General features: G+C 60.7%; 10 protein-coding genes and 1 pseudogene. 8 read left to right on the top strand and 3 right to left on the bottom strand.

Features of this window, described 5'->3' with window-relative positions; all coding sequences use genetic code 11:
- Positions 1 to 2 precede the first annotated feature (2 nt).
- Genes flgC through flgE form a run of 3 tightly spaced genes read left to right on the top strand, consistent with a single transcriptional unit; the run spans position 3 to position 2,547 of the window.
- The gene (gene flgC / locus AB4O16_RS09485) at positions 3 to 446 is read left to right on the top strand and encodes a flagellar basal body rod protein FlgC (protein ID WP_007980123.1); all 444 of its coding nucleotides are present in this window, start codon (positions 3 to 5) and stop codon (positions 444 to 446) included.
- Positions 447 to 461: 15 nt separating this feature from the next.
- Entirely contained in the window at positions 462 to 1,184 is a 723-nt protein-coding gene (flgD, locus tag AB4O16_RS09480; RefSeq protein ID WP_160389692.1) for a flagellar hook assembly protein FlgD, read from the top strand.
- A 31-nt stretch (positions 1,185 to 1,215) separates the two neighbouring features.
- On the top strand, positions 1,216 to 2,547 hold the full coding sequence (flgE, locus tag AB4O16_RS09475) for a flagellar hook protein FlgE (RefSeq protein WP_160389691.1): 1,332 nt from the start codon (positions 1,216 to 1,218) through the stop codon (positions 2,545 to 2,547).
- A gap of 254 nt (positions 2,548 to 2,801) precedes the next feature.
- On the opposite strand, the gene AB4O16_RS09470 is transcribed toward flgE, so the two are convergent.
- Positions 2,802 to 5,696 (bottom strand): ribonucleoside-diphosphate reductase subunit alpha, encoded by a 2,895-nt coding sequence (locus AB4O16_RS09470; protein WP_160389690.1) that lies wholly within the window; start codon positions 5,694 to 5,696, stop codon positions 2,802 to 2,804.
- 736 nt (positions 5,697 to 6,432) lie between these two features.
- Between AB4O16_RS09470 and AB4O16_RS09465 the strand changes: the two genes are divergently transcribed.
- Both AB4O16_RS09465 and AB4O16_RS09460 read left to right on the top strand, forming a co-directional pair.
- Positions 6,433 to 7,155, top strand: coding sequence for a winged helix-turn-helix domain-containing protein (locus AB4O16_RS09465; protein WP_160389689.1), 723 nt, complete (start codon positions 6,433 to 6,435; stop codon positions 7,153 to 7,155).
- On the top strand, positions 7,152 to 8,762 hold the full coding sequence (locus AB4O16_RS09460) for an ATP-binding protein (RefSeq protein ID WP_160389688.1): 1,611 nt from the start codon (positions 7,152 to 7,154) through the stop codon (positions 8,760 to 8,762). The genes AB4O16_RS09465 and AB4O16_RS09460 overlap by 4 nt, the downstream gene beginning before the upstream one ends.
- 126 nt (positions 8,763 to 8,888) lie before the next feature.
- Here the strand turns inward: AB4O16_RS09460 and AB4O16_RS09455 are convergent, their stop codons facing one another.
- Positions 8,889 to 9,614, bottom strand: a complete 726-nt coding sequence (locus AB4O16_RS09455) for a 4'-phosphopantetheinyl transferase family protein (protein ID WP_460157588.1) — start codon at positions 9,612 to 9,614, stop codon at positions 8,889 to 8,891.
- A 91-nt stretch (positions 9,615 to 9,705) separates the two neighbouring features.
- Positions 9,706 to 9,822 (bottom strand): annotated as a pseudogene (locus tag AB4O16_RS09450) (dienelactone hydrolase family protein); the annotation flags it as partial.
- A 148-nt stretch (positions 9,823 to 9,970) separates the two neighbouring features.
- Between AB4O16_RS09450 and AB4O16_RS09445 the strand changes: the two are divergent.
- The 3 genes from AB4O16_RS09445 (at position 9,971) to AB4O16_RS09435 (ending at position 12,713) form a co-directional block, all read left to right on the top strand.
- Entirely contained in the window at positions 9,971 to 10,573 is a 603-nt protein-coding gene (locus AB4O16_RS09445; protein ID WP_460157587.1) for a hypothetical protein, read from the top strand.
- A 119-nt stretch (positions 10,574 to 10,692) separates the two neighbouring features.
- On the top strand, positions 10,693 to 11,370 hold the full coding sequence (locus AB4O16_RS09440) for a response regulator (RefSeq protein WP_460157586.1): 678 nt from the start codon (positions 10,693 to 10,695) through the stop codon (positions 11,368 to 11,370).
- Positions 11,367 to 12,713 carry an ATP-binding protein gene (locus tag AB4O16_RS09435; RefSeq protein WP_460157585.1) on the top strand — a complete coding sequence of 449 codons (1,347 nt, stop codon included), beginning with the start codon at positions 11,367 to 11,369 and terminating at the stop codon, positions 12,711 to 12,713. The genes AB4O16_RS09440 and AB4O16_RS09435 overlap by 4 nt, the downstream gene beginning before the upstream one ends.
- The last annotated feature ends 87 nt before the right edge of the window (positions 12,714 to 12,800 follow it).

The raw sequence follows: 12,800 nt of genomic DNA, 5'->3' as shown, positions 1-12,800 counted from the left end.
CCATGTCTCTATCCAGTGTTTTCAACATTGCCGGTAGCGGCATGAGTGCGCAGACCACGCGTTTGAACACCGTCGCTTCGAACATCGCCAACGCCGAGACCGTCTCGTCGAGCATCGACCAGACCTACCGCGCGCGTCACCCGGTGTTCGCCACCATGTTCCAGGGCGGCCAGAGCGGCGGCAGCGACTCGCTGTTCCAGAGCCAGGATGCCGCCGGTCAAGGCGTGCAGGTGCTCGGTGTGGTCGAAGACCAGAGCAACCTCGAGGCCCGCTACGAGCCGAACCATCCGGCAGCCGATGCCAAGGGCTACGTCTACTACCCGAACGTCAACGTGGTTGAAGAAATGGCCGACATGATTTCCGCGAGCCGTTCGTTCCAGACCAACGCCGAAATGATGAACACCGCCAAAACCATGATGCAGAAGGTCCTGACCCTCGGTCAGTGATAAGGGGCGACTCAGATGAGTGTTACCGATTCCACCAGCGGTTTGAGCCTCAACGACATCCTGGCCAATTCCTCGATCAAGACCAACACCACGACTGACGGCCTCGCGTCGGCAGCCGGCAGCGCTTCGGGTAACCAGGCGCTGGGCAAGGATGCGTTCCTGCAATTGCTGGTGACCCAGCTGAAAAACCAGAACCCGCTGGAGCCCCAGGACAACGGCGCGTTCGTGGCCCAGTTGGCGCAGTTCAGCAGCCTGGAAGGCATCACCACGCTCAACGACACCGTGAGCGGCCTGGCCAGCAACTACAACTCGTCCCAGGCCTTGCAGGCGTCGTCGCTGGTCGGCCGCTCGGTCATCGCGCCGGGCGACAAGGCTGTGGTCGACACCACCAAGAGCCTCAGCGGCACAGTGGTCGTTCCGTCTTCGGTGACGTCCGCCACCCTGAAGATCACCGACTCCACCGGCAAGACCGTGCGCACCATCGACCTCGGTTCGCAGAAGGCCGGCAACGCCAGCTTCATCTGGGACGGCAAGAACGATGCGGGTGAAACGGTACCTGCCGGCACCTACACGTTCGGCGCCACGACGACGATCGATGGCCAGTCCGTCGCGTTGATCACCAACCTGCCCGCGACCGTCAACAGCGTGACCATCAGCCAGACCGGCGGTGAGTTGATGCTCAATCTGGCCGGGCTGGGCAGCGTTGCCCTGTCCAAAGTACAAACCATTGGTATGTAAAGCCGACTAACCCGGCATAAAGGAGTGGATGATGTCTTTCAATATCGGCCTTAGCGGTCTCTTTGCAGCCAACAAACAACTGGACGTGACCGGCAACAACATCGCCAACGTCGCGACCACCGGTTTCAAATCGTCCCGTGCAGAATTCGAAGACGTGTACTCGGCGACCCGCCTGGGCACCGGCAGCAAGACCGTCGGCAACGGCGTGCGCCTGGCCAACGTTTCCCAGCAGTTCACCCAGGGTGACGTGAGCAACACCGGCAACGTGCTCGACATGGGTATCCAGGGCAACGGCTTCTTCGTCCTGAGCAACAACGGTTCGCTGACCTACACCCGTGCCGGTACGTTCAAGACCGACAAGGACGGCTACGTCACCAACAGCGACGGCACTGCCCGCCTGCAAGGCTACGGTGTGGATGCCAACGGCAAGATTGTCAACGGCGTGCTGACCGACCTGCGGATCGACACTTCCAACCTGGCGCCGAAATCCACCAGCAACGTGTCGTCGACGATCAACCTGAACTCCACGTCGCCGGTGATCGATCAGACGGTTGCGGCCAACAAGTTCGACCCGTCCAAGACCGAGACTTTTACCAAGTCGTTCAGTACCCCGATCTACGATACTCAGGGTAACCAGCACACCATGGATCAATACATGGTCAAGACTGGCGCGAACACCTGGGACACCTATACGCTGATCGATGGCCGCAACCCGGATGGCAGTGATCCGAAGGTTACCGCTCCGATTGCTTCGACCATGTCGTTCGATTCCGCCGGCAAACTGACTTCGGTCAGCACACCCGTGACGCCGCCAACCACGCCACCGACTTCGGTGATCAGCAGTGATCTGAAGGTCGCCAACTGGACCCCGGGCAGTGTCACCAATGGCGTCTGGACACCCAACGGCGCGTCAGCCGACCCGGCAGGCTTGACCATTGCCATGGCCAACACCACTCAGTTCAACGCTGATACCGCGCGTTCGATTCCGGCACAGAACGGCTACGCCACTGGCCAGATCACCAACCTGACCATCGACGGCAACGGTGTGCTGCTGGCGAACTTCAGCAACAACCAGACCAAGCCGATCGGCCAGATCTCCCTGGCCAGTTTCACCAACGAGCAAGGCCTGCAGCCGGTGGGCGGCAGCAGTTGGAAAGAAACCTACACGTCGGGCATCCCGGGCTACGATGCGCCAGAGACTGGCACCCTGGGTTCGATCGTTTCCAACTCCCTGGAAGACTCCAACGTCAACCTGACCAACGAACTGGTCGACCTGATCAAGGCGCAGAGCAACTACCAGGCGAACGCCAAGACCATCTCCACCGAGAGCACCATCATGCAGACCATCATTCAGATGGCTTGATGCTGGATTGAGCTGCACAAAAAAGCCCCTCGAGAGAGGGGCTTTTTTGTGCCCTGAGGTTTTGTGTTGGAGGTGATGGCCTCATCGCGGGCAAGCCCGTTCCCACAGGGGGCACGATCAACTGTGGGAGCGAGCTTGCTCGCGATGGGGCCTGCACAGACACCATAATTCGTACAGGCAAAAGAAAACCCCCGATCCGCCAGAGGCTGATCGGGGGTTTCGAGTAAGCGCCTTGCGACGCCTACCGGCTCAGCTTATTGGCAAGCTTCGCAATCCGGCTCGTCGATGGCGCAAGCCTTCGGCACTGGAGCAGGGCCGGCAGGCGCTGCCAGGACCGAATCTTCACCGTGGTTGCCGCCGCTGGAAACAGCGTTCAGCTTGCCGGTGTTGATGGTCGACTTCTCGGTGCTGGTCGCGGCCAGGGCACGGAGGTAGTAAGTGGTTTTCAGGCCACGGTACCAGGCCATGCGGTAGGTCACGTCCAGCTTCTTGCCCGAAGCGCCGGCGATGTACAGGTTCAGCGACTGAGCCTGGTCGATCCACTTCTGACGACGGCTGGCCGCGTCGACGATCCACTTGGTGTCCACTTCGAACGCGGTCGCGTAGAGCTCTTTGAGTTCTTGCGGGATGCGCTCGATCTGCTGCACCGAACCGTCGTAGTACTTCAGGTCGTTGATCATGACCGAGTCCCACAGACCGCGAGCCTTGAGGTCGCGAACCAGGTACGGGTTGATCACGGTGAATTCGCCCGACAGGTTCGACTTCACATAGAGGTTCTGGTAGGTCGGTTCGATCGACTGCGATACGCCGGTGATGTTGGCGATGGTCGCGGTCGGTGCGATGGCCATGATGTTCGAGTTACGGATGCCTTTCTGTACACGGGCGCGAACCGGTGCCCAGTCCAGGGACTCGGTCAGGTCGACATCGATGTACTTCTGGCCACGTGCTTCGATCAGGATCTGTTGCGAATCCAGCGGCAGGATGCCCTTGGACCACAGCGAACCCTGGAACGTCTCGTATGCGCCGCGCTCGTCAGCCAGGTCGCAGGACGCCTGGATCGCGTAGTAGCTGACCGCTTCCATCGACTTGTCGGCGAACTCGACGGCAGCGTCGGAACCGTAAGGGATGTGCTGCAGGTACAAAGCGTCCTGGAAGCCCATGATGCCCAGGCCGACTGGACGGTGCTTGAAGTTGGAGTTCTTCGCTTGTGGCACCGAGTAGTAGTTGATGTCGATAACGTTATCGAGCATGCGAACGGCGGTGTTCACGGTGCGTTCCAGCTTGGCGGTGTCCAGCTTGCCGTTGACGATGTGGTTCGGCAGGTTGATCGAGCCCAGGTTGCAAACGGCGATTTCGTCCTTGTTGGTGTTCAAGGTGATCTCGGTGCACAGGTTCGAGCTGTGAACAACGCCGACGTGCTGCTGCGGGCTGCGCAGGTTGCACGGGTCTTTGAAGGTCAGCCATGGGTGGCCGGTTTCAAACAGCATGGAGAGCATTTTGCGCCACAGGTCTTTGGCCTGGATGGTCTTGAACAGCTTGACCTTGCCCGGATATTCGGTGAGGGCTTCGTAGTACTCGTAGCGCTCTTCGAAGGCCTTGCCGGTCAGGTCGTGCAGGTCCGGCACTTCGGACGGCGAGAACAGGGTCCACTTGCCGTCATCGAAGACACGCTTCATGAACAGGTCAGGGATCCAGTTGGCGGTGTTCATGTCGTGGGTACGACGACGGTCATCACCGGTGTTCTTGCGCAGCTCGATGAACTCTTCGATGTCCATGTGCCAGGTTTCCAGGTAGGCACACACAGCGCCTTTGCGCTTGCCACCCTGGTTAACCGCTACGGCGGTGTCGTTCACTACTTTGAGGAACGGCACGACGCCCTGGGATTTGCCGTTGGTACCCTTGATGTACGAACCCAGCGCACGAACCGGCGTCCAGTCGTTGCCCAGGCCGCCAGCGAATTTCGACAGCATGGCGTTGTCGTGGATCGCGTGGTAGATGCCCGACAGGTCATCCGGCACGGTGGTCAGGTAGCAGCTCGACAGCTGTGGACGCAGGGTGCCGGCGTTGAACAGTGTCGGGGTCGACGACATGTAGTCGAAGGACGACAGCAGGTTGTAGAACTCGATCGCACGGTCTTCTTTCTGTTTCTCTTCGATCGCCAGGCCCATGGCCACGCGCATGAAGAAGATCTGCGGCAGTTCGAAACGAATACCGTCCTTGTGGATGAAGTAACGGTCGTACAGGGTTTGCAGGCCCAGGTAGGTGAATTGCTGATCGCGCTCGTGGTTGATCGCCTTGCCCAGTTTTTCCAGGTCGAAGGAGGCCAGCACAGGGTTCAGCAGTTCGAACTCGATACCTTTGGCGATGTAGGCCGGCAGCGCCTTGGCGTACAGGTCGACCATTTCGTGGTGAGTGGCGCTTTCGGCCACGCCGAGGAAGCCCAGGCCTTCGGCACGCAGGGTGTCCATCAGCAGGCGGGCGGTCACGAACGAGTAGTTCGGCTCACGCTCGACCAGGGTACGGGCGGTCATCACCAGGGCGGTGTTGACGTCGGTCAGGGCTACGCCGTCGTACAGGTTTTTCAGGGTTTCACGCTGGATCAGGTCGCCGTCGACTTCTTCCAGGCCTTCGCACGCTTCGGTGACGATGGTGTTCAGGCGACCCATGTCCAGAGGAGCGAAGGTGCCGTCGGCGCGGGTGATGCGGATCGACGGGTGAGCGTTGACCGCTTCTTCGGCCGGGGCGTGGGCGGCGCGTTCTTTCGAACGACCGTCACGGTAGATCACGTAGTCGCGAGCCACTTTCTGCTCGCCGGCACGCATCAGGGCCAGTTCGACCTGGTCCTGGATTTCTTCGATGTGGATGGTGCCGCCCGATGGCATGCGACGCTTGAAGGTCGCGGTGACCTGTTCGGTCAGGCGGGCAACGGTGTCGTGGATTCGCGACGAGGCAGCAGCGGTGCCGCCTTCAACTGCGAGAAACGCTTTGGTGATGGCGACGGTGATTTTGTCATCGGTGTAGGGAACGACAGTGCCGTTACGCTTGATCACGCGCAGTTGGCCAGGCGCGGTGGCGGACAGATCCGAATTCGAATCAGCGGCCTGCGGCAAGGTGCCCTGCGGGTTCTCGCGAGTTGTGTCGGTTTGCATGGGGGGGTGTCTCCACATTCTCTATGTTTGTTTGGGCACCATCATGGTGCCCACCGTTCTGTCCTGAAGCACTACAACCGACAAGGCGTCGGGCATAACAACTTCGGGACAGTAGGAAAAAGGCTAATGATGCCGCTTCCGTGCCGAAGTCTTTGGCCCCGAGCCTGAGCTCGAAGCCGGATTCCTTTCTGGGGTGCCAGTCATGACTGCAACACCCGTACCGTTCCGGCCATGCGGGCCTGAAAAAACGGTGCCATCCGCCTGTGCGGTTTGGGCTTGTAAAATCGTGCTTGGTTCAACCATAAACTGGCAATAAGCGCTTGAGTTTGTGGTCTGAAATGTGGTTGGGCTTTTAAGCTAAAACCCTACATGTAGGGTTTTTTTAGCGCCGAGGTACAAGATAATGCGTTTTTGAGGGGGTTGCAACGTACTGCCTGTGGATAAACCTGTGCGTAAATTGTGTGTGAAAGATGGAACGGGCGTGTAGGCCGCGAGCTAGCTGGAGCGGACTGTTTTTCACTGATTTTCAGCGATTGAAAACAGCCGTTCGGATTTTTAAGGGCGCGAACCCTATCACAAAAAACCCTGTCATCCGAACGCATTTACCTGCTTGTGTTCTCGACGGGCGACGTTTATACAATCGGCCCAGCGTGTATACATATTTGTCCCCCCGAATCATTACAAAAAGACGGGCGGATCCTTCCTTTATAAGTGTTTTGGCAAGCAGAGGTCACCCGTGGAGCAAGAAGCCTGGCAGGTATTGATTGTGGAGGACGACCAGCGACTGGCCGAACTGACCCGCGATTACCTCGAAGCCAATGGCCTGCGTGTATCGATCGAAGGGGATGGTGCGCTCGCTGCGAACCGCATCATCACGGAACAACCGGACCTGGTGATCCTCGACCTGATGCTCCCCGGTGAAGATGGCCTGAGCATCTGCCGCAAGGTTCGCGCCCGTTACGACGGCCCGATCCTGATGCTCACCGCCCGAACCGATGACACCGACCAGATTCTCGGCCTGGACCTGGGCGCTGACGACTACGTCTGCAAACCGGTACGCCCGCGCTTGCTGCTGGCGCGCATCCAGGCGTTGCTGCGGCGCAGTGAAGCACCCGAAGTCGCCCCGGAAAAACAGCGGCGTCTACAGTTCGGCCCGCTGATCGTCGACAACGCCTTGCGCGAAGCCTGGTTGCAGGGCAACGGCATCGAGCTGACCAGCGCCGAATTCGACCTGCTCTGGCTGTTGGTGGCCAATGCCGGGCGCATCCTCTCGCGCGAAGAGATCTTCACCGCGCTGCGGGGTATCGGCTATGACGGTCAGGACCGTTCCATCGATGTGCGCATCTCGCGCATCCGCCCCAAGATCGGCGATGACCCGGAACACCCACGGCTGATCAAGACCGTGCGCAGCAAGGGGTATCTGTTCGTTCCCGAGGCTTGCGTAGACCAGACCCTGTGAACTCGATCTTCCTGCGTATCTATGGCGGCATGTGCGCCGCGCTGATCCTGGTGGCAGTGCTCGGTGTGCTGGCGTTGCACCTGCTCAATCAGGTGCGCAGCGAGCAATACCGCGAGCGCCTGGCCCACGGCACGTTTGCGCTGATGGCCGACAACCTGCAACCGATGAACCAGACCGAGCGCCACCGCGCCTTGCTGGTGTGGGAGCGGCTGCTGGGCATTCCGCTGGCGTTGAAAACCTTTGTCGAGACCGACCTCGACCTGACCCAGCGCACCCGTGTGTTGCGCGGCCAGGCCTTGGTGGAACAGACCGGGCCGCACGCGGCGAAGGTCTACAAGCTGGTCAGCGACAAGGAGCAATTGATGCTCACCGGGGAGGTGCAGCAGATCAGCGAACAACTGGCCCGGGCGACCATCTACCTGTTGACCGATGAGTTGGTGCGCACCCCGGTTGCCGACCAGCCCTTGCGCTTGGCGAAATTGAAGCAAGACAAGGGTTTCGGCTTCGATCTGCGCCTGGTCACGGTGGATGAAGCGGACATGGACGAAGACCAGAGCCGCCGGGTGTCCGAGGGCGACACCGTGATGGCGCTGGGCAAGGGGGGCGATTCGATCCGGGTGTTTGCCGGTATGGTCGGCACGCCGTGGGTCCTGGAAATCGGCCCGTTGTACCAGATGAATCCTTATCCACCGGAGTGGCTGGTGCTGATCGCCGCGCTGGGCCTTACGCTGATCGGTTTGATCGTTTATCTGTTGGTGCGTCAGCTCGAGCGCCGTCTGCGTGGCCTGGAGGCCGCCGCCACGCGCATTGCCAAGGGCAGCCTGGAGACCCGCGTGCCGGCACGCGGCGCGGACTCGGTGGGGCGGCTGGCCTCGGCGTTCAACGGCATGGCCGAGCACTTGCAGCAGTTGCTGGCGATCCAGCGCGAACTGGTGCGCGCGGTGTCCCACGAATTGCGCACGCCGGTGGCGCGCCTGCGTTTTGGCCTGGAGATGATCGGTTCGGCCACCACGCCGCAGGCCCTGGAAAAATACTGCCAGGGCATGGACAACGATATCGAGGACCTCGACCGGCTGGTGGACGAGATGCTGACCTACGCACGGCTCGAACAGGGTTCTCCGGCGCTGAACTTTCAGCGCATCGATCTGGATGCCTTGGTCAACCAAGTGATCGAGGAGCTGGCGCCGTTGCGCGCCGAGGTCACGGTACAGCGGGGGTTGTGCCTGTCGGCGGCCGATAACGACGATGCCTGGGTCGAGGCCGAGCCGCGTTACCTGCACCGGGCGATCCAGAATCTGGTGACCAACGCCATGCGCCATGCGCAATCGCGGGTGACCATCAGCTATCAGGTGGGGCAGCAGCGATGCCGGGTGGATATCGAGGATGACGGGCCGGGTGTGCCAGAGTCGGCCTGGGAAAAGATCTTTACCCCGTTCCTGCGTCTGGACGACAGCCGCACTCGCGCGTCAGGAGGCCATGGGTTAGGCCTGTCCATTGTGCGACGCATCATCCATTGGCACGACGGGCGCGCGTTGATCGGCAAGAGCAAGAGCCTGGGCGGGGCGTGTTTCAGCCTGAGCTGGCCGCGCAATCAGGAGAAGCGTTGAGATGTGCGGTGGATGCTCGGGCCCCATCGCGGGCAAGCCCGCTCCCACAGGGGTTTGTGGCGTGACATAGATCCAGTGTGGGAGCGAGCTTGCTCGCGATGGGGCCCTAACAGGCAGCAATAAACCTCAGGCCTTGATGCTCACCAGGCTCAACAACTGTCCATCCTTGACCCCGAACTGGGCATCCAGCTCCGTACCGTAGCGCCATTCGCTGGACAAGTCAGTGAGCAGTCGCAACCGCACCTCCCCCGACTCACGCCACTCCAGCACTTCGGCGTGCTCGAAGTAAAAGCGCTGCTGAACGATCGGATAGAGCGCCTTGAACAGGCTTTCCTTGACCGAGAAAGTCAGGGTCACCAGCAACGCCAGTTGATCGCGAGGACCGGCCGCCATGCGCTGTAGCTCCGGCGGGTTGAGGATTTCCCCGGCCAGGCGTTCGGCGCGTTCGACGTTGAGCAGGTTTTCCAGGTCCATGCCCAGGCCGCGCCAATGGCTTTTGTTCGCCACGATGGCCGCGGCGCGGCCCGTACTGTGAGTGATCGAGCCAGTGATATGCGCAGGCCAGACCGGTGCGCGGTCTTCACCAATCGCCGGAATGACGCTCAAGCCTTCCAGGCGCTGGAGCGCGGCCCGGGCACACACCCGTCCGGCAAGAAACTCCGCCTGCCGTTTGGCCACGGAGCGCTGAATGGTCGCCGGCGCCTCCACGGCACTGCGCTGAAAGTCATCGCTGGCCAGGCGTGCGCTATCGAAGACCGTGCTCAACAGGACCGTATCGGGCAGCACGAAGGGTAGCGGCCAATGGTCATCGAGGGGGGTGCAGCAGAGGGGCAGGGCGGGGACTGGATTCATGTCAGGCATTTTGCCGGGTTGGCTTGGGGCTGGGTAGTGGCAGGTGGCTTTTGTGGCGAGGGGGCAAGCCCCCTCGCCACAGATGACAGGGTTAACCAAAGATTTTTTTGAAAAACGCCTGCATGTCCGCCCAGGATTTTTCATCCGCGGCCTTGTTGTAGCCAATGTCCGGCCCGCCATGATCACCATGGCCCAGTCGATCGGCGTCGAGCCTCAGAACTCCTGTTGAAACGTGTCGAAACATTCGCGAAAGGGCGGTTCAGCCCAGGTTCAGAGTGCGTTCAGGGGGAGTTCAGGGCGCGCTGAGTAACCTTGCCCCGTACCCAAAAAGCAAACGGCACATGAGGAACTTCCCAATGACTGGATTCAAAAAACTGCTACTGGCATTCACGGTTCTGGGCGCAAGCACCGCAGCCTTCGCGTCCGACGACAACTTCGCCAGCCTTACTCTTGGACAGACCAGCGACAAGATCAAAAAATCCCACGCCCTGAACGACAACTTCGATCACCCGAACGCCGATGGCGTGATCGGCAAGGACACCACCTGGGGTGTTCGTCTGGGCCAGCAAAACACCAAGGGCCGCTACTACGCCACTTATGACAATGTATCGGGCTCGCACAACGGCATTAAACTGCGTCAGGAAAACCTCCTGGGCAGCTACGATCTGTTTTACCCGGTGGGCGCCAGCACCAGGCTGTTCGGTGGTGCCACGGCCGGCCTGACCAAAATGACCCAGGAATCGCCAGGCTTCAGCCGCGACAGCAATATTGGCTACGCCATCGGTGGTCAGGCGGGTGTGCTGCAACAGGTTTCGCAGAACACCTCGGTTGAACTGGGTTACCGTTACCTGCGCAGCAACGCGAGCACCGAGATGAATGAGCGCGGTGGCAGCAAGCAGGGTTCGCTGGACCTGACCAGCAGCGCCCAGACTTATCTGTCCGCCAACTACGCTTTCTGACAAGCGTTCGAAAGCGGCCTGCGCCGGATCAGCCCGAGTGTCTGATCCGGCGTTGCCATGTCAGTTATTGAGGTGCGACGTTGCGCCTTTGGAGATGTTGTTTTGCCCGGGAGAGCGTTATGAAACTGCTGGTCGTCGAAGATGAAGCGTTGCTGCGTCATCACCTGCAAACCCGCCTGACGGAGAGCGGCCACGTGGTCGAGTCCGTGGCCAATGCCGAGGAGGCGCTGTACCAGACCGCGCAATTCAACTTTGACCTGGCGGTGATCGACCTCGGTCTGCCGGGCATGAGCGGACTCGATCTGATTCGTCAGTTGCGCTCGGGTGGCAAGACCTTCCCGATCCTGATCCTCACCGCGCGCGGCAACTGGCAGGACAAGGTCGAAGGCCTGGCCGCCGGCGCCGACGATTACGTGGTCAAGCCGTTTCAGTTCGAAGAACTGGAGGCTCGCCTGAATGCCTTGCTGCGCCGCTCCAGCGGTTTCACCCAGTCGACCATCATCGCGGGTCCGTTGTTGCTGGACCTCAATCGCAAACAGGCGTCTCTCGACGAACAACCCCTGGCACTGACCGCCTATGAGTACCGCATTCTCGAGTACCTGATGCGCCACCATCAGCAAGTGGTGCCCAAGGACCGCTTGATGGAGCAGCTCTACCCGGATGACGACGAGCGTGATCCGAACGTGATCGAGGTGCTGGTCGGCCGTCTGCGCCGCAAACTGGAAGGGCCGGGCGGGTTCAAGCCGATCGACACCGTGCGCGGCCTGGGCTACCTGTTCAATGAGCGTTGCACTTGATCCGTTCGCTGCGCATTCGCTTGATGCTCGCCGCCACGCTGTTGGCGGTGTTGTTCATGCTGGCGTTGTTGCCGGCGATGCAGGGGGCATTCAGCCTGGCGTTGCAGGACTCCATCGAGCAGCGCCTGGCCTCGGACGTGACCACATTGATCTCTGCCGCGCGGGTGGAAAACAACAGCTTGCAGATGCCGGCGCAATTGCCCGACGAGCGCTTCAACCTCACCGACAGCCGGTTGCTCGGCTACATCTATGACCGTGATGGGCATCTGGTCTGGCGCTCAAAGGCGACCCGGGAAGAACGCATCAACTACAAGCCACGCTACGACGGACGTGGCAACGAGTTTGCGCGGATCCGCGAAGACAATGGCCAGGAGTTCTTCGTCTACGATGTCGAGGTCAAGTTACTTGGCGGCAAAAATGCAGCCTTCAGCATCGTGGCGCTGCAGCCGGTTCGTGAGTACGAGTTGACCCTCGAAGGCCTGCGCGAAAATCTTTACCTGGGTTTTGGCGCGGCACTGTTGGTGCTCCTGGCGTTGCTGTGGATCGGCCTGACCTGGGGTTTGCAGGCATTGCGGCGCTTGAGCCAGGAACTGGACCAGATCGAAGGCGGCACCCGCGAAAGCCTCAGTGAAGAGCATCCGCGGGAATTGCTGCGCCTGACCGGTTCTCTCAACCGTTTGCTGCACAGTGAGCATGAGCAGCGCAGCCGTTACCGTGATTCGCTGGATGACCTGGCCCATAGCCTGAAAACGCCGCTGGCAGTGTTGCAGGGTGTCAGCGAGGACATGGCCCAGCGTCCCGAGGATCGTGATCAGGCCTGGGTGCTGCAAGCCCAGATCGAACGCATGAGCCAGCAGATCAGCTATCAGTTGCAGCGTGCCAGCCTGCGCAAAAGCGGTCTGGTGCGTCATCAGGTGCACCTGCACCCGGTGCTGAAAAGCCTGTGCGACACGCTGGACAAGGTCTATCGCGACAAGGGCGTGCACGTCGCGTTCGACCTGCCCGACCCGTGCTACGTACCTATCGAGCAGGGGGCTCTCCTGGAGATGATGGGCAATCTGCTGGAAAACGCCTATCGCCTGTGCCTCGGCGAAATACGCATCAGCGTGCGTGAAACCCTCGGCGGCACCGAGTTGTGTGTCGAGGACGACGGCCCCGGTGTACCCCAGGATCAGCGCGCACGGATTCTCGAGCGCGGCGAGCGCCTGGACCGTCAGCATCCGGGGCAGGGTATCGGCCTGGCAGTGGTCAAGGACATCATCGAGAGCTACAGCGCCAAGCTGACCCTGGGTGATTCGCCGATGGGCGGGGCGGCGTTCCGGATTCACTTTCCGGTGGTTTAGTGGTGCTCTGTCGGACCTCATCGCGAGCAAGCTCGCTCCCACAGGGAACGCATTTACCTTGGGTACGCGGTCAACTGTAGGAGCGAG

Source organism: Pseudomonas sp. S2_H10 (assembly GCF_054668285.1).
This window is presented reverse-complemented; position numbering and strand designations above follow the sequence as displayed.

Bases quoted from the DNA above. Each gene is read 5' to 3' on its own strand.
- flgC (WP_007980123.1), top strand. From the start codon at position 3: ATGTCTCTATCCAGTGTTTTCAACATTGCCGGTAGCGGCATGAGTGCG.
- flgD (WP_160389692.1), top strand. From the start codon at position 462: ATGAGTGTTACCGATTCCACCAGCGGTTTGAGCCTCAACGACATCCTG.
- flgE (WP_160389691.1), top strand. From the start codon at position 1,216: ATGTCTTTCAATATCGGCCTTAGCGGTCTCTTTGCAGCCAACAAACAA.
- AB4O16_RS09470 (WP_160389690.1), bottom strand. From the start codon at position 5,696: ATGCAAACCGACACAACTCGCGAGAACCCGCAGGGCACCTTGCCGCAG.
- AB4O16_RS09455 (WP_460157588.1), bottom strand. From the start codon at position 9,614: ATGAATCCAGTCCCCGCCCTGCCCCTCTGCTGCACCCCCCTCGATGAC.
- AB4O16_RS09445 (WP_460157587.1), top strand. From the start codon at position 9,971: ATGACTGGATTCAAAAAACTGCTACTGGCATTCACGGTTCTGGGCGCA.
- AB4O16_RS09440 (WP_460157586.1), top strand. From the start codon at position 10,693: ATGAAACTGCTGGTCGTCGAAGATGAAGCGTTGCTGCGTCATCACCTG.